Source organism: Bacillus sp. sid0103, from assembly GCF_019219025.1.
The window spans coordinates 21,263-46,255 of sequence record NZ_JAHUWN010000019.1 but is presented as its reverse complement, the minus strand read 5'-3'; the positions used below and the strand labels follow the sequence as shown (position 1 = coordinate 46,255).

Sequence of the window (24,993 nt, the reverse complement as noted above, 5' to 3'; positions counted from 1 at the left end):
CTTTCTATCGTCTAATCGGTTTTATTAAGCTTCAATGCAGCATTTACGAGAATCTTCAAACCGTGTTCAAGAGCATCTTCATCAAATGAAAATCTTGGGTGATGGTGTGGATAGACTATGCCCTTTTCTTCATTTCCCGCAGCCACTAACAGGAAACACCCCGGTACTACCTGTGAAAATGCTGAAAAATCTTCACTCCCCATCATTGCACAGGAAGGTAAAGGGAGGACAAACTCTTCACCTAAAACTTCTTTGATCATTTCTTCTACTTTTTGTGTCAGAGTATTTTCATTCACGACAGAGCTATAGCCAATATCGTAATGAAAATCGTAGGATGCTCCATGCGCTTCTGTTATTCCTTTTATAATTCTTTCCATTAATTTCGGTATTTCTGTTCTAATGTTTTGGTCAAAACTTCGAACGGTTCCATTTAATGTCACAGACTGAGGAATAATATTTTGGGCAGAACCGCCATGAATTTGTGTAATCGAAATGACTGCCTTTTCACGGGTGGCAATATTTCGGGATACGATAGTCTGAAGGTTTGTCACCACTTGCGCACTGATCACCACTGGATCTATTGCTGTATTGGGCTGTGACGAATGACCGCCTTTTCCATTTATGCTAATCGTAAAGGAGTCACAGTTTGCAGAAAGGGTACCGTAGCCAACACCAATCTTTCCAACTTCAAATGGTAAGGCAAGATGTAATCCGATGACTTGATCGACCCCATCCAATACTCCGGCTCTCACCATTTCTATGGCTCCGCCGGGAGGAACTTCTTCAGCATGCTGAAATAAAAATCGGACTTCACCATGAAGTTGGTCCGTAAATTGTGAAAGCACTTTTGCCGCTCCTAAAAGCATGGCAGTGTGACCATCGTGACCACAGGCGTGCATGACGCCATTATTCTTGGATACAAATTCGAAATCGTTTTCCTCATGGATTGGGAGAGCATCCATATCCGCCCTTAGTGCAAGAATTTTACCAGGCTTTTTACCGATCAAACGGGCCATAATACTCGTTTTCGTAGGCCGGGAAATTTCTAAATTCCCAAAACTCTGAAGCGTTTCAAATACAAATTGGGAAGTATGTTCTTCTTGAAAAGATAATTCGGGATTTTGATGAAGATATCTTCTCCACTCTATAATGGTTCCTTTCACTGATTCTATTAATTCTTCCGCTTTAATCGTGTCAATCATCTGATAAACTCCTTTCTATCAATCATTTCCGAGGATTTTTTTCGTAAGGCTTACAAAGATCCGAACCCCATGCTCTAATGAGTCCTCATCAATATTAAAACGTGGGTGGTGGTGGGGATAGACAATTCCTTTTGCCGTATTGCCTGCCCCCACTGGTATAAAGCAGCCAGGCGCTTTTACAAGATAAGCCGAAAAGTCTTCTCCGCCCATCGCGGCTTCCCCATATTCGATAAAATCGCGGCCAAATTCATCCATAATACAAGCTTCAACAGTTTTTGTTAACTCTGCATCATTGAATACAGAGCTGTAACCAAAATGGTATTGAAAATCATAGGAACCGCCATATGCTTCGGTGACACCTTTCGCAACTCTTTCAATTAACGAAATAGCCTGCTGTCTCACCTCTGGACGAAAAGATCTTACAGAACCGCCAATTTGTACGACTTCAGGAATCACATTTTTGGCTACTCCTGCTTGTAATGTCGTGGTGGAAATCACTAATTTCTCTGCGGGATCTAAATTTCTTGATACAATTTGCTGGAGGTTTGTAATAAACTGGGCTGCCATTAATACCGGGTCAATGGAATTCTCAGGCTGTGATGAATGACCGCCTTTTCCGATAATCTTTAAGTCAAAGGTATCTGAATTTGCGGTAACCGGCCCATAGACTATGCCAATTTTCCCAATGGGCAGGGTCGACATGAGGTGGATCCCCACAATATAATCAACATCATCAAGAACCCCTGTCTTCATTAATTCTTGGGCACCACCGGGAGGCAATTCTTCCGCATGTTGAAAAATAAATCGTACTTCACCATTAATCTCGTCTTTCATGGTGCTTAAGATCTTGGCGGCCCCAAGCAGCATGGCCGTATGTCCGTCATGACCACAAGCATGCATCACACCGGAGTTTTCTGAAGCATAGTCTACGTTATTTTCTTCGTGGATGGGGAGGGCATCCATATCGGCGCGCAAGCCAAGCACCTTTCCCGGCTGCCTTCCAATCAGCTTTGCGACCACGCTCGTCTTAGTTGGCCGTGTAACCCTTAGACCGCCGAAGGATAGCAACTGGTCATAAACAAACTGTGAGGTTTTTTCTTCTTGAAACGACAATTCAGGATTTCTGTGGAGATACCTTCTCCACTCGGTTACGGTGTCTTTAATAGCGGCAATCAATTGATCATTGAAACTTGTATTAAGCATTTTTTCACCCCTGTAACAAAAGTTAGATTTTTCAGAAAACTAAAACTTTGAAATTAGCATAACATTATATTGATAGTGAAAAGTAATAGAAAATTTTTATACCCTCTTGAGGTTAGGATGTAAATCGATATTAAAAAAGATTGATAGAAGGCAGTTTTATTATCTTACATATTGAGTGAGGGAAATAACTGCTGTAGAATAAAGAAAATAGAGAATATTCTACCAAAAGGGGTGTGTATGGTTTGGACTTACAGGGTCTGGAATCCTTTCTAACAGTAGCACATAAAAAAAGCATTTCCAAAGCTGCTGCATTCCTTCACATGACTCAGCCAACACTAAGTACAAGGATTCGCAGATTAGAAGAGGACCTTGGCTTTCAACTCCTTGAAAGAAGCTGGGAAGGCGTAAAACTATCGAAACAGGGTCAATACTTTTTACCCTATGCAGTTCATTTCCTGCATGAACTAAACAATGCTTCAACCGTGATATCAGACTTTGATGACCTCGTATCCGACATGACAGTTAAAGATGAAAACAATGATCATGATAGCCTCCGAATCGGCATCAACATTTGGCTTGCACCCGTTTTTACAAATGCTATTATTAGTGAACTCACCAAGCATTTTCCTCACCTGGAATTCAGTATCGTTACTCGTCCGACAAACACACTAAAAGAGTTGATGGAATATGAAGAGCTTGATATGGCCATTTACTACCAAAACGAGACGATTTCTCGGCATTTTAGTCAGCTGTTAATCAAAGACGAAATGGTGCTGTTATGCTCGAATAACGATTGGAGCATGATCGGAAAAGATCCCAAAAATATTATGCTGTTGGATAAACCCTATTTATCATTTGATAATCCTGTATTAGCAAACAATACTAAATTGATAAACACTATCAGAAGCAGATTAAATATTAATAAATGGCTAATGGTAGATCATGTAAGTGTCATGCTTACATTGATCGCCTCCAATAAAGGGTACATTGTCTTACCAAAAACCGGTTTATATCAATTAGGAAACATTTCCTCATTGCCCATAACAGTAGTTCCGCTTGGAAATATATTTCCAAGCATCGACATCCATTTAGAATATAATAAAAGCTCTCCACTTATTACACCAATACAATCCATTGAAAAAATGTTATTCACTTCTTTTGCAGTTGAGAATGCAAGTTAAAGTACAACTGTGGGCGTGCCATCAAGTATAATGGGGAACAGTGATAAGCACTGTTCCCCATTAACGTTTCCGAAAATATAAAACTTTGCAAGCCAAATATTGCGCCCCATACCACTCCTTAACAAATCCCCTTTTCAGTGAGTCGCAAGTCCGTTGTTTTTCTCATAATCCATATAATTTGCCTTTAATATTAAATGTTCTTGAGGGATTGTATTAGACGATGGAGGACATCCGTTGCTAAAAGCTTTCACACTTTACAGCTTTAAACTTTTAATTTAGTAGCACGAAATATATTGATTTTTGGAAATTTTACTCTAATATATTAAAATGATTAATATTTTAAAATATTTAAAAAGTTTAATAGGAGGGTTTATTTTGAAGGTCATCGAGAAAATCAGCAGTTTTGCAGGGAAAACATTTACGTTATGGGTTTTAATCTTTGCGGTAATTGCTTATTCTTTTCCTGAGCATTTTGTATGGTTGGGAGGCTATATTGTTCCTCTATTAGGGATTGTTATGTTCGGAATGGGATTAACACTTGAGTTATCAGATTTTAGAGAAGTGTTTAGAAGACCGAAAGACGTAGCGCTTGGAGTCGTTGGCCACTTTGTCATTATGCCGTTGCTTGCCTTTCTACTGGCAGTTGGACTCGATTTACCGAAGGAAGTTGCTGTAGGTGTCATTTTAGTAGGATGCTGCCCGAGCGGCACAGCTTCCAATGTTATGGTGTTTCTAGCAAGAGGAAATGTCGCACTGGCTGTTGCCATTGCCTCTGTTTCTACGATTCTTGCTCCAATTGTCACACCATTGCTCATTCTTCTGTTCGCAAGCAAATGGGTTGATGTCAGTGTTTCATCCTTATTCCTTTCGATTGTACAAGTTGTCATTGTTCCATTAGCAGTTGGCTTTCTCATTAAAAAATTCTTTGGAAAACAAGCACAAGCCGGAGCAAAAGCATTGCCGCTTGTATCCGTTATTGCGATTGTGTTAATTGTATCTGCGGTCGTAGCCGGCAGCGCAGCCAAAATTGCGGAAACTGGTTTACTTATTTTTGGAGTGGTAATCCTACATAATCTGCTTGGATTCTTGATTGGCTTTTTCTTTGCCCGTTTATGCGGAATGGATCTTGCAAAACAAAAGGCTGTAGCTATGGAAGTTGGAATGCAGAATTCCGGATTGGGAGTGGCCATAGCCTCCGCACATTTCTCGCCATTAGCGGCAGTACCGAGCGCTATTTTCAGTGTCTGGCATAATCTGTCTGGTTCGGTTCTTGCTAATATTTTTAGCCGTATGAAGGACAAACATCAAAGCGACAAGCATGACATCGCAGTCTAGAAGAAAACACTTAAACCACCCTTTTACACAGGGTGGTTTTCGCTTGGTTGTTGATAAATTTTTCTCAGTGAAAGCGAAAAATATTCTTCAACAGGAATGATTGTTAAAATTGGGTTTGCGTGACATGAAGTCCAATACATTGTTTAGTGCTATTGTGCTGCTTTGGAAACGATGGAAAACCTTTTTGGCCCTCCGAATAAATACCAATTTAATAAGGTTAGGAAATATCATCCTATTACACTGACAAATCTCTACAAAATGCCCTATCTCAAAACTAAACAATCGTTTGATTAAATGTACAGAAAAGCCTTTTACATAAGGATTTTCTATGATTGGAAGGTGAATTTTTTGTCATTTAACTAATCGTTTGATTAAAAATACCTTTAACACGCTCAACTCCTAGATTTTCCCCCTTAAATTGCCGCAGGAAATGTCGAGGCCCCTCTAAGCTTTCAATTTGAAAAAAGAACCTCGAAAGGCTTCTAAACTGTATTGTGCAGGTACAAAGTGTTGTAGTACTTGTTGCGGGTTCATGCTCTACAAAACATGCTCATCTGAATACAACTCATTAATCATTCTCGGTCCCTTTTTCTTTTATCATTTGAACGGTCCGTTCTACGGCGTCTACAATCTTATTAAACTCGCGTAAAGCATGAACAGGGTCTCCCTGTTTAATCCCTTCGAGCATCGTCACATGATACGGTAGGGTGTCCTCAAATATATGGTCGATTCCGAAAGGCTTCTTCCAAAGCTTATTGAAAGCTACTGAAACCGAATCAGCGACGCTTTCCAAGAGAGGGTTATGGGAGGCTTTATAAATGGCTTGGTGGAATGCCCAATCCACGGATGAAGAGTCCATTCTAGCGTCTTTAAGTGCGATGACTTCCGTAATCAGTTTTTCCATTTCTTGAATCTCTTCGTCGGTTGCCCTTAAAGTGGCCAGTTCTACTGCTTTTCCCTCCAAGGCTCTTCGCAGTTCAATAATATGTAATAAAGAGTTGGTTTCCTGTTCAATATTAATCTTCGCTTCTATTTTTAAGGAGCCTGCATCTTTAACAAATATCCCTTTCCCATTTAGCACTTCGATTATTTCGATCCCCTCAAGGAATCGTAAGCCCTCGCGAATACTCGTTCGGCTCACCCCAAGAATAGTGGTCAATTCTCCAACAGAAGGGAGTTTATCTCCCCTTTTTAAGTGATGCTTGTTTATGAATCTCTTGATTTCCTCTGCAATCATTTCATGCATGGGAACTTTTTTAATGCTTTTCATGAGACAGCCACCCTTTAAACAATCTATTTTTTACTATTCCTATGACTTTCAGCCTATCAGATAGGTCAAGTTTAGTTATAACATTCTAAAAAGTCAATCTGTGGAAAATAAGCAACAATTCCATCCTTCATGCATGATTGGTCAACCTTCAACCAAATTCTTATTTCCCTTAAATTAATCAATCGATTGATTAAAAACGCTCAAAATCTTGCAAACAAGGGAAAGAATCTACTCAAGTTGAAAAAAGATTGTCGAGATATGTTTAAGTTTTTAAGATGATGCTAAAAAAAGCGTAAAGAACTTCAATCAAGGTCCTTTACGCTTTTTTCCAACTATTCAACGCTCCTTTATGTCTAAAAAAGTGCCCTTATAGTCAAAAGTTCCTCCTCTTCTAATAAAGGGCTAACAGAAGCACCTGCATTTTCTTCAACCTGCAGCGTTGTTTTGGCACCAGGAATGGCAGTAGAAACGGCAGGATGAGCGAGGACAAATTGTAACGCCAATTGTCCAAGAGTTCGATCCTCGTTCACGAATTCTTTCAGTTTTTCCACTTTCTCCAGCTGTTCTTCAAACCATGTTTGATTCCAATGCTGCCGAACATCGTTGCCAGTAAAGGTGATTCCCTTCTTGAATTTTCCCGTTAAAAGCCCTTTTTGCAGGGGACCGCGTACGACAACTCCAATTTTCTCTTCCTCACAGTATGGAAGGATCTCTTTTTCGGCATTGCGATTTGATAGACTATAATCCACTTGCAGGACATCAATGGATTGATTCCGGTTGAATGTTTTCAAGTACTCAAAGTTGTCGGTTGAAACCCCGACAGCCCTCACCTTGCCATCTCGCTTCAAGCGGTCAAACGCTTCAAGGAAAGCCTCCGTTTCCTTTTCAACATGCCACCAGATATGACAGAAATAAACATCAATATAATCCGTCCCAAGTCGCATCAAGCTATCTTCAAAAGCCTTAATCACTTTCTCCGGCTGGTCATAAATCGGCTCCAGTTTCCGAGTATGCCCCATGAGCCCGCCTTTCGTTGAAAGAACAATTCGATCTCTTCTTTCTTTTAAAAGCTCATGAACTAACCTTTCACTGCGCCCTTCCCCATAAACATCAGCTGTATCAAAAAAATTGACTCCCAATTCAAAAGCGTGATTCATCGCCTTAATCGACTGCTGGTCATCAACTGGGCCCCAGGCATCCCCGCCAATTGCCCATGCACCAAAACCAATTTCAGATACCTCTATCCCTGTTTTTCCAAGTGTTCGATAGTTCAATTTATCTACCTCTCTACCATTATAAATTTTAAAAATCAATTTATCTTAAATGATTGCAGTTTCATCCTACTCCGCAAGGATGATTCCATTCTCCACTTCTTTGACATTGATAAACAAAGGTCTTTCGCTTCCATGAGGAGTATCTGGGAAATGGGTGGATAGATACAGTTCGCCTTGAAGATTGCGAAAGAGACTGGAATGTCCGGCATTACGATCGAGCAGCAATTGTTCATCATGTGTCCATGGACCTGTAACCTCACCAGACGTCGATCTGGAGATAGCCACTGTATATCCACCGAGCCCGCTATCTCCATAGTTTGGCAACGAGTAACTGGACCATAACATCACGAGCTCACCATTTCTTGCTTTATAGAGAAAAGGGGCATCCGTCAAATAACCGATTTTCTCAATTCTAGCGTCTCCAAAGTGGCGAATCCAAGGCATCGCCGCCGCATTAAGAATTTCAATTGGCTCACCTAGAGGTTGTTTCAAGTCAGAAGACAAACGTTGCGCCATGATTTTCCCTTCGTAAATTTGCGTCCATTCATGACAAAACACAATCCAGCGCGCGCCTTTCTCGTCTTCATAATAGGTTCCGTCAAGGCATTCCCACTCATTTGGTGTAACAGGGCCATCACTGTGTGGAAGATAGGGCCCTGCCGGATGGTCTGAAACCAAAATCCCTGTTCCACGATGTACTCCTATTCCACCTTTAAAGGAAGCAAACATGTAAAAACGACCGTCGATTTCAAATACCTCTGGTGCCCAGTAATGCCGCACACCCCAAAACCCTCCCGGTGGTTGAAAAGCGGTATAAGGTCCTTCCCAATCCTCCAGGTTCTCACTGACATAAACCTCAAAGATTGGATCCTCGTCCCCACATCCATCGGCAAAAGTGGTGCCAAAGAGGTAGTATTTTCCCTCTTTCTGTGAGGTGAACACAAATGGATCCCTAATATGAATCATGTCTGTTTTCACTTTTTTAACTTTGCGAAATCCAGTAATCATGGTTATCTCCTAATATGCATATTTTTCAGAACTGATTGGTTTACGAACAGTGCTTCCCACTACTTTTTCAATCCTTGAACCAAGCTTTTCTCCTCAAAATAAACAGCTTTCCCTGTTTTGGCAGATTCATAGATGGCCTCTAAGATTTCCGTTACAACGAGTGCTTCTTCAGGTTTTACGAGCGGTTCGGTATCGTTGATAATGTTCTCAATCCATAAACGAGCCTCGAGATCCGCATCACTTTCTTGTTTTCCATCATAGAAAGCTACACCGCCAGTATTCAAATCTACATTCGTCGTGTATAATTTCCCATATTTCTCTCCGTGGATGCGCAAGCCATCCTTCATATCTGCTCCGCCTTCCGTTCCACTTAGGGAGCATTTCGCTTCATCGACTTCGAGCGAATTAAGAGCCCAGCTGGTTTCTAAAACAATTGTGGCGCCATTTTCCATCGTAATAAAACCAAAGGCAGAATCTTCGACTGTGAACTTTTCAGGATCCCATGGTCCCCAGGCATTCGCGGCATTTTTCTTCTGACTTAATTTGTGATACGTCGTACCCATAACGGATTTCGGCTTATAGTTGTTCATCATCCATAAGGTTAAATCAAGAGCATGTGTTCCAATATCAATTAATGGACCGCCGCCTTGCTTTTCTTCATTAAGAAAAACTCCCCAGGTAGGAACAGCGCGGCGGCGAATCGCATGTGCCTTCGCAAAATAAATCTCACCAAGTTCACCATGTTCACAAACCTGATGTAAATATTGGCTGTCCGGACGGAAACGATTATTATATCCAATCGTTAATTTCTTTCCTGATCGTTTAGCAGCCTCCACCATTTGCCGTGCTTCTGCTGACGTCTTCGCCATCGGTTTTTCACACATGACATGTTTACCGGAATCCAGGGCGGCAACCGAAATTTCAGCATGAGAATCATTCGGAGTAAGCACGTGCACCACTTCGATCGACTCATCCTGAAGTAACTCTTGATAATCGCCGTAAACTTTGGCATTTTCAGCGCCGTACTCCGCAGCCGCTTTTTCAGCTTGTTCAACAAGTACATCACAAAAAGCCACCAATTCAACATTTTTTAATTTCGCTAAGCTTGGCAAATGTTTGCCCTTAGCAATTCCCCCACAGCCAATAATCGCTACTTTTACTGTTTTGCTCATCATTTTCCCTCCTAATAATGAATTATTTAATCTCAGTCAGCTCAATTCTTCTTCCTTCTTTAGTAGAAAGAGCTGCTGCCTGATTGATCAAAGTTAACTGAAAGACATCTTGGTTTGTGATGGCAGGTACCGCTCCATCTTCGATCGCACGAATCCATTGTTCCATCGGCATCGGAAGAGATGCCGGTAATTCTTTGGGTTCCATCCAGCTCTTCTTATCCTGGTGAACACTTTTGACACGAATTTGATCATCCTCTATTAACAAGGCACCTTCTGTACCATAAAGCTCCAGCTGAAACGGACTTCCTGCTGATAGAAATCCCGTTTCAATAATTCCTAACGCCCCGGACTTGTACTCCACAATGACTACAGCGTTATCATCCACCTCATCACTTTGAGTGTTTTGTAATCTCGCCGTGACAGCTTCCACATCCCCAGCTAGACGGTTTGTAAGATAGATAGGATGTGCCCCCAGGTCGATTAAGGCTCCTCCACCACATTGTTCACGATTGAAAAAGTGCCCAGGAAGCCAGCCCTTCGGATGCTCATCCGTTGAAACCGCTCCATTATGAGCCAGACGGCAGCGAACCGTGGTCAGTTTGCCAAGCAGCCCTTTGTCGACGACCTCCTGCGCATATAAGTAATACGACTCTGTCAATCGAGGTAAAGAGACCATTAATTGGACATTCGCTTCTTCCACGGCAGCAAAAATTTCACTTACCTCTTTACTACTGAACGCTAGGACCTTTTCCGTAAAAATATGCTTTTTGTGTTTAGCCGCTGCTAAAATGACTTCTGTATGTAGATTCGTAGGAGTAGAAACAATCACCGCATCAATGTCAGGATTGGATAAAACTGCTTCTAAATCACGTTCAAATGGGACACCCAACTCCTCCGCCCATTTTTGTCCACGCTCCCTATTTTCGTCCCAAACTAGTTTAATAGATAGCTCTTTACTATTTTCAGCTTGACGTGCATAGTCCTCTGCATGGACATGCCATTTACTTAATAAAGCAACATTTATCATCGTCATTTCTCCTCTTCATCCCAAAAGTGATTAAAACAAAAACATCCTTCCTCAAAAGAATTTCGAACACTATATATAAATAGTTTCAAAACAATCTTTTAAGAAAGGATTTTAATGATGGTCATAGATGAAGTTTCCAGGTAGTACTTCTCTTAAAATGGAATTTAAGCCTTTACAGTAGTGGAATGCCACATATCATTAATTTCTTTTATTTTTGCTAACTCACACTTTGGTTCTCTAGTATAAGTTAGTAAACCATTTATCTCTTGTTCTACATCCGTTAACTGCGTATAACAGAAACCATGCAAAACGTTCGAAGCGTAGACCGCTTCCATTACCCGGCGATAATCCGCAATGAACTCTTCTACATTTTTCACAGATGTATAACCCCATCCGTTCTCTTCACCGACTTTGAATCCGATCCCGCCAAACTCTGTTAATAAGATTGGCTCTCCTTTATGATGAAATCCATCGGCATAGACTCCATGGCCGGATGGTTTGGAGGTGAGAAGCGTTTCTTTAGTCGCTAACGTTTCTTTAAAGGCTTCATATTTTGCCTTTTCTTCGTCTGACCCATGACTATAATTGTGAATGGCACAAATATCCGTTTCTGTCAGCTCCCAACCGTCATTGGAGATGACCAAACGAGTCGAATCAAGGGAATGGATCAGATGAAACATCGCTAAGGAATGATGCTGCTGCTGTTTGTTCCCTTTTATAAACGGCACTCCCCAACTTTCGTTCACTGGAACCCACGCCACCAGTGAGGGATGATTGTAATCCCGTTCAATGATTTCAATCCATTCTTTTGTCAATCTTGCCACCGCATCCTCGCTATAGGATGGCGATGCTGCGCATTCTCCCCAAACGAAGAAACCTAATTGATCGGCCCAATAAAGAAAACGCGGATCCTCTACCTTTTGATGCTTTCTGCAGCCGTTGAAGCCCATTTCTAAAGCCAGTTCAATATCCTTTTTCAAATCCTCATCAGAAGGTGCCGTCAATAGCCCTTCTGGCCAATACCCTTGATCAAGAACTAATTTTTGATAATAAGGTTTGTTATTTAAATAAACCATGCCATTTTCTCGATGAATCTTTCTCATACCGAAGTAAGAGTCCACTTCATCGAATGTCACCTGATTCGCCTCATCTTTTAACGTAATCTTGATATCGAATAAATTGGGGTTCTCTGGTGACCAATTCCAGCCCGTATTATGGAAAGCGGTTCTGAAAATCTTTTTATTATATAGATTAATAGAGCGCTTATTATAGCATTCAAATACCTCAATGGAATCATGAGCGATTTTCTCACCCTTAAAATGAATTTCAATGTCCACCCTCTTGTCAAGAAAATCCCCTAAAACATCAAACTCCACCATAATATCTCCACGATCGATATCAGGTGTTAACCTTAGCTTAGAAATACGTGTCGCACTAACAGGCTCCAGCCATACCGTTTGCCAAATTCCTGTTGTCCGTGTGTACCAAATAGCTTTAGATTTTTCCTCCCAGATTTGCTTTCCTCTAGGAATCGTTTCATCTGTTGATGGATCTTCCACTCTTACGACAACCGTTTCGGTTCCCCAAGTTAATTGATCGGTAATATCGAGTGAAAAGGATACGTGTCCGCCTTCATGGAATCCAGCATACTGTCCATTTACATAAATCCATGCTCGGTAGTCAACCGCCCCAAAATGAAGAAGGACTCTCTGATCATTCCAGTCATGGGGTACAGTAAATTCACGGCGGTACCATACATGATCATGGAAGGAAGAATCCTGTATTCCGCTTAGCTCCGATTGATAAGCAAACGGAACATTTATTTTTTGATCAAACGGATGATCCTTTTGAAACCACTTTTCCTTTAATCCAACATTTTGATCGTCAAACGTGAAGTCCCATTCGCCGTTTAAATTTAGCCATTCTTTTCTTACAAATTGCGGTCTTGGATATTCTGGTCTGAAATTCATGTAATTCCTCTCCTCATGTGTTCAAAAGAATTACCGTCCGTCATCATGCTGCCGAACGGTAAAATTGGTCTTCTACTTATCCTTCTATTTAAATAGAAGGAAAAACACTGTTATCTTCTATTTAATTCTCTTATTTTTTCAAGGCTTACCTTCGGTTCCCTTGACTCAGTAAGGAAACCATTCACTTCCTGCTGGACATCGGTTAATTGTGTATAACAATAACCGCAAACATACGGAGTATCTTGTACAGCCCGCGTGATTTTTCCTACACGAGCAAAGAACTCTAGTTCTGAGCTTACCTGGTCGCCATAGCCCCAGCCATCTTCTGACACAAAAGCCACTCCGCCAAATTCACTGATAAGAATCGGCTGTCCCTTATATTCATAGCCTTCAGCCATACAAAACTTATCGTTATTATGAGCAATCACATTGTTGGTAATTTGGTCTTTATCTTGATATCTGGCAGAAAATCTCTCACCGCTAGATTCATAATCATGTAAGGTAATAATGTCTGATACCGTGTGCTCCCATCCATCATTGACAATGACCAGGCGCATCGGATCCACCGCTTTTGTCAAATAATAAATTCCTTCCGTAAAGCGTTGCTGCGATTTATCTTTGAAGACATTCCGGATTCCCCAGGATTCATTAAACGGCACCCAAGTCACAATCGAAGGATGATTGTAGAATTGGTTCACGATAGCGAGCCACTCTTTCGAAAAATGTTCCACGGCCGTGTCGGAATACTCATAAGTGGAAGGCATTTCCGCCCATACGAGCAATCCCTTTTTATCACACCAATAATAAAAGCGCGGATCTTCTATTTTTTGATGCTTACGGACCCCGTTATAGCCCATCTCTTTGATTAGTTCGATGTCTTTCACAAGCGCTGCATCAGAAGGCGGAGTTAAATGAGATTCCGTCCAGTAACCTTGATCTAAAATTAACTTTTGATACAGCGGCACATTATTTAATAATATATTCCCATTATATGTAGAGATTTTTCTCATCCCAAAATAGGAATCTACTTCATCGAGTAATACACCGTTTTGATAAAGTTTGAAGGTAACATCATATAAATTTGGATGCTCAGGTGACCATAATTGCAGTTTCCAGTCATGGAATTCATGAAGCAGGTTCAAATTCAACTTCACTTGCTCTCGATCCATAAAGATATTGGCCTTTCTAACGACCTGTTTATCAAACGAGATGATCGTTTCGACCATTACTTCCTCGGATGCCGGAACATTGACCGTAAACTCCATATCAATGGAATTCGTATCAATATCTGGCGTCATTTTTACCCGTTTCAAGGAAACTTCGGGAATAAACTCGATCCATACCGTTTGCCAAATGCCCGTTGTTTGTACATACCAACAGCCGAAATTTTCATCCGTCCAGCGCTGCTTTCCTCTTGGCTGATGACAGCTTTGGCTGTCCTCGACCTTCACGACAATCGTATGTTCACCTGAATGCTGGAGTTTGTCGGTAATATCCAACGAGAAAGCAGAGTACCCTCCATCATGTTTACCGGCAAACACTCCATCTACCCATACCTTTGTCGTAAAATCCGATGCTTGAAAATGTAAAATGGTTCGTTTATTTTCGCGATGGATGTTGGTGATGGTTTTCCTATACCAAATGATAGGGTGAAATTCCTTTTCGCCAATCCCGCTGGCATCCGTTTCATAGGTAAACGGAACTTGAATCGTCTTAGAAAAAGTTGTGTCTATTGTCTTAGAAAGGGGTGTGTTTTGATACCATTTTTCCTTTTCCCCAACATTTGCATCATCAAATTGGAACTCCCACTCGCCATTGAGGTTGATCCAATCCTTTCTAATAAACTGTGGTCTTGGATATTCACTTCGTACATTTTTAATGGTTACAGTCATTTCCTCTTGCATCCCCTTTTCTCATTGTTTTTATAAGCTGATTGTTACCCAAGAATTTCCGAATGATCGTTTTCCAATTTCGCGATCGATTTATTTTTCGCCAGGGCTAAAATTCCTGCGGACAGAAACATTAATGAACTTAGAATATCCATCAGGAAGTAAGAAGCCAGTCCGATACAGATCAGCCAAATGGGCACTTTAACCGTTATCGTATGATCCTTTAAATTTTTTGCGATAAAAAAGTTAATCAAGCCTATTGCCAGGAAGAGCATTCCAAAGGTAACGGTAAACATATATAAACTGCCAAATAGCGACTGTATGGCTTCCACCTTAGCGAACGATGTTTCCTTCATGCCTAGTCCTTGCTTTTTTAAAGATGAAGCATAGAAGAAAATCGTAATAAAGCCTGTTATCATTTCCCATATCGCACCAATGAAGATGAGTTTTCTTTCTAGTTTTCGATTCACAAATGGGCCCTCCATAACCGTGGAAACGTATTTCTTTTGATAAGAGAAAAGCTTCCTATCCCTTTACTCCTGAAGATAAAGAAAGAGATTCCAAAAAGTATTTTTGGGTAAATAAATACAAAATAAAGGTTGGAATCATCGCGATTAAGGCCGCAGCGAGCGCATGCCCGATATCCGCCTGGTACATCCCTTGGAGTAATTGTAATCCAGGAGTAATCGGCATTTTTTCAATATCATTAAAGACGATTGATGGCCATAAAAAATCATTCCAGGCTCCAGTAAAAGTAAATAATGCGACGACTGTTAATACTGGCTTTATGAGAGGAAGAATAATTCTAACGAAAATTTGAAATTCCGAAGCGCCATCGACTCTTGCCGATTCGTCAAATTCCTTAGGAATCCCCGCCATAAATTGTTTAACCAAAAAGATATTAAACACACCTGCCGCTCCTGGAACGATCGCAGCTAAATAACTGTTCACCCACCCAAGGGAGTCTATGATTTTATAAAGAGGAATGAGATTGACAACACTAGGAAACATCATGGTCGCCATCAAGAAAACAAATAAGGCGTTTCTTCCCTTGAACTGCATTCTTGAATAGCCATAAGCAGCCAGTGAGACGACAATCAGAACTAATAATGTTTGGGATACGGCGATAATTAATGAATTCATGAACCATTTTGCTACAGGTGCACTTGTATTATTAAAGAGCACCTCTTGATAATTCACCAATACCCACTGGATTGGCAGGATGGTAAAGCCGTTTGTTTGGATTTCGGCCTCTTGTTTAAAGGATGTTAGAAAGGAATAAACCAATGGGATGATCCAAATTAGAGCCATAATTAGCAGAAAAAGGAAAGAAACTATTTTTGGAGCTGAAATTTTCTTCATCAAAAGCACCTCCTAATCTCGTTGTCTCAAAAAGAAAAATTGGATAAGCGAAACGACCATAATGCATAACCCTAAAATGACAGCCATAGCCGATGCCATCCCTGCGATGGATTGACCCTGACCAAAGGCATCTTGCCTGATATACATTAATAAAACGGCGGTTGAACTATCCGGCCCGCCTTTTGTTAACATAAGCGGCTGACCGTAGACGTTAAATTGAGCAATCGTTGTAATGACGACCGTATATAAAAGCTGGCCTTTGATACTAGGGAGTGTAATTCTAAAGAACTTCTGAATACTTCCGGCACCGTCGATTGAAGCGGCTTCATAATAATCTTTAGGGATGCCATTTAATGCCGCCTGGTAAATAATCATATTGGCACCAATACACCACCACACAGTGACAGCGACTAAGGTCATCCATGCATATGGCTGAACCGATGTCCAGTTTGTATCGACTTTAAGGTAATGATTAAGCGGTCCGAAAGAAACGTTAAATAGCATGCTAAAAATAATCATGACGGCTGAAACCGAGAACAAGGTTGGCACATAAAACAACGCTTGGAAAATCTTCATCCCTTTCGGCTTCGCATGTAAACCAGCTGCTAATAGCAAGGGGACAATGATACAGGCCGGGACAGAGTATAAAACAAATTTGAAGGTATTGCTTAATCCTGTATGAAGCTCAGTATAAAAAGTAGAGTCCTTATTAAAGAGAATTTCTTTATAATTATCTAGTCCTACAAAATCAGGGGAACTTATAAGGTCCCAATTCGTAAAAGAAATATAGATACCAAATACCGTAGGAATTAAGAAGAAGGTCAAAAATAGTATTAAATGAGGTCCAACGTACATAAGTGGAGTGAACTTAAAATTCATTTTTCTTCCAGTTGAAAGATTTACCGAAGCGGACATATTCGGTTCTTTGCTAACGTCTAAATTATTCATACGCTTTACTCCTATTCCTTTTTTTCGAATAGAGAGAGAATTCCCATTTGGTTTATTTATGGGAATTCTCCAATTGGTTACACGTAAACGATGATTCTTTTTCAGAAATCGATGAAAAATGCTATTCCTGATTATTTCTTTTCATCTTGAGCGATTTTATCTTCAACCGCTTTTTGAGCCTTTTTCAGCGCATCGGGAATCTTTACTTTTCCAAATGCAGCGTCACCAGCAATCTTATCGATTTGCTCCGCAACAAAGCCATTGTATTTGTAATCAAAGATTTTCAAAGTTGCCCGTTCCTTTTCATCTTTAAGCAAGAATGTTTGTGGCAGTGATTGCACTTTTGCGTCATTTACGTTTAATAATGATGCAGGGTTTTGACCTGCCTCAGCCCAAGGATTGGAGTTTTGTCTTACATAATCAAGAAACTTGATGACGCCTTGTGTTCTCTTATCATCTCTATCTTTGCTTTTGAACATGACGAATTGATGGGAAGAAGTCCAGTTCACTACTTTTTCAGTTGAAACTTGAGGGAAGTTTGTCATGCCCCACTCTAAAGTTTTGATATCTTTTAAGCTATTTTGCATCCAAATTCCTTCAGGGTAGAAAATGGCTTTACCAGATTTAAAGAGCTGTGCTGGATCTTGACCATCTTTGTTTGTATATTTTTCAGTAACAAGTGACTTCAAGAATTCTAACGCTTTAGCAGCCTCTGGAGTATCAAGAGTAGGTTTTTCTCCATCACTTGTGATGTCGCCGCCCATTTGATTGTATAGTGATAAGAAGATCGGTCTCATCCAAGTTAATCCGATTGCCGTGACGCTATCTTTTTTAGCAAGATCTCCAGCTGCTTTAATTTCATCAAACGTTACAATATTGTCTTCTAAAGCATGAGGAGCATATTTCTCAACTAATTTTTTGTTGTAGTACATAACAAAGCTGTGTACATCCAATGGAATCGAATATCTCTTTCCATCTAAATTCCCAATATCCCAACCAGCTTTAACGTAGTTCTCTTCTTTAATATCTGGATAGCTGCCTAAAACATCGTCATAAGGAGTCAACATCCCTTTTTCCACAAACTGCTTGATTCTTTCGGCATGGACGATGGTTACATCAGGGATGTTTTTACCGGAATTCACCACGGTCGGAATTTTCGCATACATATCGTCTGCTGTAATGGAAACATTTTTCACCTTATATTCCGGGTTTGTTTTATTATAATCATCTACGATCTTTTGCATGTTTTTCCCGTCCGGACCTGTAAATACATTCCAGAATACAAGTTCTTTACTATCTTTGCTTGTTGAACCAGATGAACTTTTCGAACTACAGGCCGCTAATGCCAGGGCCATGGTAAAGATTAATGCAATACTAAAAATCTTCGTGATTCTTTTCTTCATCTTAATCCCCCTACTTTTAATTGTTTTTTTATAGATAAAAATTCCCCCTCTCTTCTATCTGCAATGAAGAGAAAGAAAACTATTACTATTTTAATTGTTTGGTTTCTGGAATTACGGCGAATACGAAACCGCTTTCAAAACTATAGGTAAAAATTGGATTTAAATGATCTTTGTATTACAGTAGAGCTTTAAAATGGTTCTATCCATCCTTAATCCTTCCTTCTTCTATTTTTCGAACAGTAGATTCCACAATGTCTATAATCTTATTAAACTCTTGTAATGCATAAACAGTGTCACGCTGTTTAAGTCCAGCCAGCATCGTATGGTGGAAGGGGAAAGTATCCTCAAAAATACGATCAATTCCGAAAGGTTTGTTCCAATGTTTATTAAAAGTATCTGTTACAGATTCAACAACACTTTCTAAAAGAGGATTATGGGAAGCTTTATAAATGGCTTTATGGAAAGCCCAATCCACTTTAGCTGAATCCATTCCGGAATCTTTTAAAGAAATTGCTTCATCAAGCAATCGTTCCATTTCTAGGATTTCCTGTTCTGTCGCCCTTTGTGAGGCTAATTCCACAGCTTTTCCTTCCAGAGCTCTTCGTAGTTCACTAATATGTAATAAATAATTTTTCTCTTTCTCGACATCAATTTTTGCTTCTATCCTTAATAAGTCACCATCTTTAACAAAAATCCCTTTTCCGTTTTGCACCTCAATGACATCGATCGCCTCAAGGAAACGCAAACCTTCGCGGATACTCGATCGGCCAACACCTAAAATGGTTGTTAACTCTGCAACGGATGGGAGTCTATCTCCTCTTTCCAATTGATGTTTAGTAATGAATTTCTTGAGTTCATCCGCAATCAATTCATGCAGGGGAACCTTTTTAATCGTCTTCAAAAGAGGGTCACCTCCAGGAGTATGATTTATTAAAAGCACTGCTTTACTGTATGCCTGTATGATAGGTTGATTCTATTTAAAATATTCAAAAAAGTCAATTCATAATGATAAAATTTGTAATAAAAAAATACACGTTTGTTTAGGTAAAAAGAATCATTTACGCTGCCACATAAATACCTGCCCATCGGTCATTACAGGGAGAAATCCCGAAGCTCCAACCTTCACAAACGTCTGACTAAACTTGGTAATATTATTATTACATGTTTTATCATTTTATTTCAAGTATTTTTATAACAAAAAAATACCTCAGCCACTGAAGCTGAAGTATTTTTGACTAATCGTATCGAATATTTAACAAAATTCCTTGTTCATAGTTGCCAAACTTAGAGCCAAACAGGTTCATTCCGCCTTTGTTAACGGCATCCTGCTTAACGCCATATTTAACGGACACAAACGGTCTTGATTCTAGATCCAAATCCATTATAGTAATGTCAGAGATTTTCACACCATCTATGAAACTTCCTTCTTTATTGATCTTCCAAGCTTTCAACAGCCCAAACTGAGTATTATTAATTTCCCACCACTTCGGAGTGAGAAATCCCCTTTTTCCGCCAAAATCACCGGGAGAAATCCACATTCCTACCTCCTTACCGTTGATCCAGCACGTGATATCGGAAGGCCAATCATCCTTATAATAAGGGGCCTCGGAGCACAATTCGGCGGATAAATTCAGTTCTTCCACGACGGCTCCATATGGAATCCTGTTGGGGAAGTGATACTCCACAAATCCGCTTCGAAACCATAATAGCTGGGCACGCTTCCGTTCCGGTTCATAAAAAGCTCTCGGATCGTCAATCATATTAATAATCCCGTCCTCGCTTAGAAGACCACAGGTAGGCTCGACTTCACAGCTGACAAACTCGCCAATTGGCATTTCAATCGAATACATTTTTTCTTCATCGCGTTCGTCGTCCTTTAGATTGATGACAATTTTATCATAGCGATTCGAGTTTACCTTTTGTGACCCTCTCCCCGGGACCATTTCGGTAGAGATCAGCTGAGCATCCTCGAGTTTCTTAATATTTACAGCCGCTGTCGAGAATGGAACACCCAATTTCTCGGAGAGCTCATTTACATTTTGCGGACCATTGGTTAGGATCCGGATAATTTGCATCCGCTGCTCGTGTCCCAGTGCCTTACAAATCTCGATTGCTTCTTCAAACGTTAAAGTTAGTGTTCTCACATGACCATTCCTTTTATTACGAAATTACTTGTAATAAAATTATCACCCTATGTCTTTATAAAGTCAAGGTCAAAATTCTAAATACTTCCAAAATCAGAATGGGGCCTAAAAATAAATTCATTCTATTTATCAATAGAATCGAGATTAAACTCCCCACCACGCTAAATCTGCAAATGGATAATAATGAATGATTGGAAAAACGTATTAAATCTAGTTCAATTGGGAGAAAAGCTGCTTCCAAGAGAAAGTCTTGTAGTTTCTTTTATTAAGAGAAGATAACAGTCTATTTACAAATAAGTGAATATCCGATTGTTCGACAAATTTTAAAGAATCGCTTGTTATAATGGCTATATCTTAGAAGGAAGGGAGTTGAAAACCACTAACCCCTATAAAAATGAAGAAGGAGGAATCATGGCGGAAATTTTATTTTATCTTGGTACATATCTATCCGCTGCTCTTGCACTTGGTTGGCTGATTTCATGCGCTTTTGATCTATTTTTTAAATAAAGTAGCAAGTTTAAGAGTTCAATAAAACATTATGCCACTTCTGGAAGCACTGAGGCTGTGTCAGAAACTGCCTGTGGACAAATCAGAATATTCTGTACGTTCCCATTGGACATAAAAAGAAGTTACCGAGTATGACGGTAACTTCTTTTCTTTTTCGTGACAGGCACGGGATTAAAAAATCCCCTTTAACACTTTTATTTCCAATAGGTAAATAAAGTGAAAAAGAGGATTTGAATCATCATTATTAAATTATTATAGGAACAAACCTACAATCGTTCCAGTTAAGACTGATCCCATTGTTGCTACCAACAATACCTTTAAACCAACCTTAGCTAACTCACTTGCCTTTTCATTATTGATAGCTTGTACAGTTCCTAAAATAATTCCAATAGAAGAGAAATTAGCGAATGATACTAAGAATGCTGAAACGATACCTACCGTCTTATGAGACATATGAGGAATCATTTTCATGAAGTCTAACATAGCAACGAACTCGTTTGCGGCTACCTTAGTACCCATGACTGAGCCAGCTTTAACAATCTCATTTGCAGGAATACCCATGATCCAAGCAATTGGCGCGAATACATATCCAAGTACACCAGTGAAAGAGATACCGAAGATTGAAGTGAAAATCCAGTTAACTGCCGCGATCAATCCTACATAAGTGATAAGCATAGCGCCTACGATTAAGGCCGTCTTTCCGCCGAGCAATGTCCAGTTACCGATTGCTTCGAAAAGTGATTTCTCAGGAATCATTCCCTTAATATCGATTTTTTCATCTTCTTCTTTACGAACAGGACATACAATCGTTGATAGGATAAGTCCAGAGAATACGTTAATTGGTAACGCAACCAATACAAACTCCGCTGGAATCATTTGCATGTAAGCACCTAAGATGGAACAGCTTACCGCAACAAGAGAAGAAGTAACAACAACGAACAAGCGGTTACCCGAAAGATTAGGAATAAATGACTTAACAGAAAGGATAGCAGAAGTATCACCAAATACCATCGAATTCACCGCAACAAATGATTCCACTTTTGGTAAACCTGTTATTTTACTTACTGCACCACCAATGTATTTAATCGCTAATGGTAATATTCTTGAATAAGTTAAGATACCTAGCAGAGCTGTTACGAATACAATCATCATTAGAACATTTACAAAGAATAAATTCTTTCCTGCAAGGTCACCGAATACGAATGAGATACCGTCATTCCCGAAAGAAAGAACTTTGTTAAAGCCATTTACGATTTTGTGCAGAACTTTTTGACCGATTGAAGTATTGAGCATAAACCAAGCGATTAACAACTGAACAGCTGCCATGATACCAACTGCACGATAGTTAATGTTTTTCTTATCGTTTGACATCAACCAAGCGACACCTACTAGAACTAGTATACCAACGATTCCGATTAAGATTGACATATTATTTTACCTCCAAAGCATTGATTACTTGAATTGTTTGACCGCTATTGTCATTTTTATATGAAATTTTCGATTTGAAAAAACTTACAACAAAATAGACAATAGCTAGAATTACTACGCAGATCCAGATTTGATAAACAATTTGTGTATTCCAGACACCTAAAAAATAAAGGAGCGCTGGTATGGTCAACGTTACCCATGACTGAACAAATGCAACCATTCCAGTATCATGTTCAATTTTCTTATTAAGTGCATTGGATAAAAAGAATAGATACCATAAGAATGCCCACAAGGCCCCAGTTAATGCATTGACAACATTATGAAAGTGAATAATAGCTGTTAAGGTATATACCACCCCAATAATAGCAACCCATAGGCTAAACCAACCGAGTTCACTTTCTTCAAGCCCCTTCAATAAGGTGAACCCAACAAATAAATAAGTTAAGCTAATTAATTGTTGTAAAAAGTATTTTTACAACATCGCCCTCCTTCACCTTAATCACGGTATTTTCTTCCCTAATTTTCTAACACGACCTTATCCGACGTGAGCGCTTTCATTATTTTAAAATTACCTAAATAAATATATCACATATCCTGAACAAATGTTAAATAACATTTGAACAAAATGTAAATTTATTTTTTACCAATTTCCGCAAAAATGCCCAATTTTATATATTTAATAATAATATACGCACATTCATTATTAATAAATGAAACTTTGTCAAAACAATGTGAAAAAATGTAAATTTCCCATACCTAAGATGACACTCTGCAATGGCAATCTATTTAATCAGTGAAAAGAGATAAATGGTCAGTGGTCAGCCTTGTGCCTCTACTTGCGGGGGTTAGTGCATGATCAGGTAATAGGTTTATAAAGGAGTCCAGTGAGAGTTCATCTTAGGAATCCTGAATATACGTTCGTCAAATGAACTACCAATAAGCGGATTATTTATAGAAACGAACGAGATCTGACTAAGGTCTCGTTTTTTGTAGGTTATATCGCACATTGAGTCTCATATATTTATAAAAAAGATTCAACCTTTCTGGTTAATCCTTTTTTGGCGTCTTCTACGCTTTGTGAGCCTAATCCTTCTAGGTCCATTGACAGCTAATGAAAATAATTAACCCAAATAACAGTGGACAATTTTCGTATCAAACCTGGCTGTAAAAAAATATGTCAGGCCTCATACTTTTATCAGACAAGGAGCTGATGCAAATGAGTATACCCGTTAATGGATGGCTGCATTATACTTATCGTCCGCAACAATCGCCAGAAACCATGAATAGGCGCCCAGTAGATAGACGTTTTGATTTGAGCTTCCAAAATGCGTCTGAAGAGGATCTAGGACAAGGGTTCAAACGCTATACTTGGAGCACTGGAATCCGGATAAATAATCATGAATATGTTGACTTTCGATTAGAGGCACAAAGAAATGAAAAAGTTATTAGTGCAGGATACTTAACTGATCCAATCGAAAACATATATTCAGTACAAACCGGTCCTAGAGACCCTAATGTCATGGTCGTTATCCTTCATAATGCATCAAACGTAGATTCAAAAGTTTACCTGTGGCTAGTGGTTAAAGGATAGAATTTTCATCTACCCATTGTAGAATTGCAACAGTACAATAAAAGCCTCCCCTCCAGGAGGCTTTTGCCTATTTTTTGTACGATACATCGAGACGAATCAAAATGAGGTATAAAAATTGGAGAATCTCTAATAATAAAAAGATATTTATTAAAACAAACTTTATGTATTCGGCTATTAACGGAGTGAACGTTGTGCATAATTCTTATTGGTTTTTTGCTCTACTTATTTCAAGCACGATATTGTTTTGTTTTATACTATTAAAAAAAAGAAACACGCAAACCCTGTTTCTTTACTTAACAATGGTTGGATATGGTTATATTATCGAGACCACCATATTTAATTTCTTAGGATCCTATGATTATAACCCAAATATTATCAAACATAATTCTTTTTATGACAGTGAATTGGGAGCGTTTTTCTCAAACGCATTTTCTTTACCAGTCACAGCAACCTTGATAGCAACTTTCCAGTTAAATTGGATTTGGATGGTCTTCTTTTCAGGATTCTTTGTAGGGATTGAATGGTTATTTTTAAAGCTTCACATCTATTCACATAACTGGTGGAGGTTAGAATATACCGGATTGGGTCTCCCTATTTATTATGTTTTGGCCAAGATTTTTTATAAATGGATTTTACTTCCCTCAAGAGGGTTCAAGCACAATTTGATTCTCTATTTAATCACTGGCGCCATTTCTGCCAGTGCCCATATTCTTCCGATGCTTTTTTTCTTGAATCGATATTATCGCCCTGGATGGTTTGAAAATGTAGGTCGCGATTCCATTGCCTTCTCAGCAATTTACTATTTATGCGCAAGCTTTTTTTATTGTCTAATGGTTAAAATCAATTGGAAACCGAAGTGGATAAGATATATTTTAACAGGATTATTTATTTATACAGTGAATCAAGTTTTAATAAAGATGGGAATCCTTTACAGTCTCGTACCGTGGGACCAGATGTACTATGTTTGTTTAGCCTTATTTACTATCCTGCTTGTTGGACTCATAGATAAAAGATTATCTAATCAAATATTAGCCGTTAAAAGTCCATCCTAAGAAAAACAGGTGCGTTTGGCCACAAGA

22 protein-coding genes are annotated in these 24,993 nt (G+C 39.4%); 5 read left to right on the top strand and 17 right to left on the bottom strand.

Going from position 1 to position 24,993, the window contains the following annotated elements:
- Positions 1–11: 11 nt before the first annotated feature.
- Together KW850_RS20355 and KW850_RS20350 are read right to left on the bottom strand one after the other, a co-directional pair.
- Positions 12–1,202 carry an amidohydrolase gene (locus KW850_RS20355; RefSeq protein WP_218349591.1) on the bottom strand — a complete coding sequence of 397 codons (1,191 nt, stop codon included), beginning with the start codon at positions 1,200–1,202 and terminating at the stop codon, positions 12–14.
- 18 nt (positions 1,203–1,220) lie between these two features.
- Positions 1,221–2,405: a M20 metallopeptidase family protein gene (locus KW850_RS20350; protein WP_218349590.1), complete on the bottom strand. Its 1,185-nt coding sequence runs from the start codon at positions 2,403–2,405 to the stop codon at positions 1,221–1,223.
- Between the two features lie 242 nt (positions 2,406–2,647).
- On the opposite strand from KW850_RS20350, the gene KW850_RS20345 reads away from it, so the two are divergent.
- Together KW850_RS20345 and KW850_RS20340 are read left to right on the top strand one after the other, a co-directional pair.
- On the top strand, positions 2,648–3,586 hold the full coding sequence (locus KW850_RS20345) for a LysR family transcriptional regulator (RefSeq protein ID WP_218349589.1): 939 nt from the start codon (positions 2,648–2,650) through the stop codon (positions 3,584–3,586).
- A gap of 375 nt (positions 3,587–3,961) precedes the next feature.
- Complete coding sequence (locus tag KW850_RS20340; RefSeq protein ID WP_218349588.1) at positions 3,962–4,921, top strand: bile acid:sodium symporter family protein; 960 nt, start codon at positions 3,962–3,964, stop codon at positions 4,919–4,921.
- A 568-nt stretch (positions 4,922–5,489) separates the two neighbouring features.
- Here KW850_RS20340 and KW850_RS20335 read toward each other — a convergent pair.
- From KW850_RS20335 to KW850_RS20275, 13 genes are all read right to left on the bottom strand, one after another.
- Entirely contained in the window at positions 5,490–6,191 is a 702-nt protein-coding gene (locus KW850_RS20335; protein ID WP_218349587.1) for a FadR/GntR family transcriptional regulator, read from the bottom strand.
- A 353-nt stretch (positions 6,192–6,544) separates the two neighbouring features.
- Positions 6,545–7,465, bottom strand: coding sequence for an aldo/keto reductase (locus KW850_RS20330; protein ID WP_218349586.1), 921 nt, complete (start codon positions 7,463–7,465; stop codon positions 6,545–6,547).
- A 66-nt stretch (positions 7,466–7,531) separates the two neighbouring features.
- The gene (locus KW850_RS20325) at positions 7,532–8,473 is read right to left on the bottom strand and encodes a glycoside hydrolase family 43 protein (protein ID WP_218349585.1); all 942 of its coding nucleotides are present in this window, start codon (positions 8,471–8,473) and stop codon (positions 7,532–7,534) included.
- A gap of 59 nt (positions 8,474–8,532) precedes the next feature.
- The gene (locus KW850_RS20320) at positions 8,533–9,645 is read right to left on the bottom strand and encodes a Gfo/Idh/MocA family protein (RefSeq protein WP_218349584.1); all 1,113 of its coding nucleotides are present in this window, start codon (positions 9,643–9,645) and stop codon (positions 8,533–8,535) included.
- Between the two features lie 22 nt (positions 9,646–9,667).
- Positions 9,668–10,672 carry a Gfo/Idh/MocA family protein gene (locus KW850_RS20315; protein WP_218349583.1) on the bottom strand — a complete coding sequence of 335 codons (1,005 nt, stop codon included), beginning with the start codon at positions 10,670–10,672 and terminating at the stop codon, positions 9,668–9,670.
- Between the two features lie 164 nt (positions 10,673–10,836).
- Positions 10,837–12,642 carry a glycoside hydrolase family 2 protein gene (locus KW850_RS20310; protein WP_218349582.1) on the bottom strand — a complete coding sequence of 602 codons (1,806 nt, stop codon included), beginning with the start codon at positions 12,640–12,642 and terminating at the stop codon, positions 10,837–10,839.
- 110 nt (positions 12,643–12,752) lie between these two features.
- Positions 12,753–14,546: a glycoside hydrolase family 2 protein gene (locus KW850_RS20305; RefSeq protein ID WP_256358353.1), complete on the bottom strand. Its 1,794-nt coding sequence runs from the start codon at positions 14,544–14,546 to the stop codon at positions 12,753–12,755.
- Between the two features lie 32 nt (positions 14,547–14,578).
- On the bottom strand, positions 14,579–15,001 hold the full coding sequence (locus KW850_RS20300) for a hypothetical protein (RefSeq protein WP_218349581.1): 423 nt from the start codon (positions 14,999–15,001) through the stop codon (positions 14,579–14,581).
- Positions 15,002–15,056: 55 nt separating this feature from the next.
- Positions 15,057–15,893 carry a carbohydrate ABC transporter permease gene (locus KW850_RS20295; RefSeq protein WP_218349580.1) on the bottom strand — a complete coding sequence of 279 codons (837 nt, stop codon included), beginning with the start codon at positions 15,891–15,893 and terminating at the stop codon, positions 15,057–15,059.
- 12 nt (positions 15,894–15,905) lie between these two features.
- Complete coding sequence (locus KW850_RS20290; protein WP_218349579.1) at positions 15,906–16,841, bottom strand: carbohydrate ABC transporter permease; 936 nt, start codon at positions 16,839–16,841, stop codon at positions 15,906–15,908.
- A 131-nt stretch (positions 16,842–16,972) separates the two neighbouring features.
- On the bottom strand, positions 16,973–18,244 hold the full coding sequence (locus tag KW850_RS20285; RefSeq protein WP_218349578.1) for an extracellular solute-binding protein: 1,272 nt from the start codon (positions 18,242–18,244) through the stop codon (positions 16,973–16,975).
- A gap of 199 nt (positions 18,245–18,443) precedes the next feature.
- Entirely contained in the window at positions 18,444–19,145 is a 702-nt protein-coding gene (locus KW850_RS20280; protein WP_218349577.1) for a FadR/GntR family transcriptional regulator, read from the bottom strand.
- Between the two features lie 334 nt (positions 19,146–19,479).
- Positions 19,480–20,388 carry an ArsR/SmtB family transcription factor gene (locus KW850_RS20275; protein WP_218349576.1) on the bottom strand — a complete coding sequence of 303 codons (909 nt, stop codon included), beginning with the start codon at positions 20,386–20,388 and terminating at the stop codon, positions 19,480–19,482.
- A 369-nt stretch (positions 20,389–20,757) separates the two neighbouring features.
- Here KW850_RS20275 and KW850_RS20270 point away from each other — a divergent pair, with 369 nt between their 5' ends.
- Positions 20,758–20,895, top strand: a complete 138-nt coding sequence (locus KW850_RS20270; RefSeq protein WP_218349575.1) for a hypothetical protein — start codon at positions 20,758–20,760, stop codon at positions 20,893–20,895.
- 252 nt (positions 20,896–21,147) lie between these two features.
- Here KW850_RS20270 and KW850_RS20265 read toward each other — a convergent pair whose 3' ends face one another.
- Together KW850_RS20265 and KW850_RS20260 are read right to left on the bottom strand one after the other, a co-directional pair.
- Complete coding sequence (locus KW850_RS20265; RefSeq protein WP_218349574.1) at positions 21,148–22,323, bottom strand: NupC/NupG family nucleoside CNT transporter; 1,176 nt, start codon at positions 22,321–22,323, stop codon at positions 21,148–21,150.
- A 1-nt stretch (position 22,324) separates the two neighbouring features.
- The gene (locus tag KW850_RS20260; RefSeq protein ID WP_218349651.1) at positions 22,325–22,774 is read right to left on the bottom strand and encodes an AmiS/UreI family transporter; all 450 of its coding nucleotides are present in this window, start codon (positions 22,772–22,774) and stop codon (positions 22,325–22,327) included.
- A 765-nt stretch (positions 22,775–23,539) separates the two neighbouring features.
- On the opposite strand from KW850_RS20260, the gene KW850_RS20255 reads away from it, so the two are divergent.
- Complete coding sequence (locus KW850_RS20255; RefSeq protein ID WP_218349573.1) at positions 23,540–23,914, top strand: hypothetical protein; 375 nt, start codon at positions 23,540–23,542, stop codon at positions 23,912–23,914.
- A gap of 191 nt (positions 23,915–24,105) precedes the next feature.
- Positions 24,106–24,966, top strand: coding sequence for a hypothetical protein (locus tag KW850_RS20250; protein ID WP_218349572.1), 861 nt, complete (start codon positions 24,106–24,108; stop codon positions 24,964–24,966).
- Positions 24,967–24,993 lie beyond the last annotated feature (27 nt).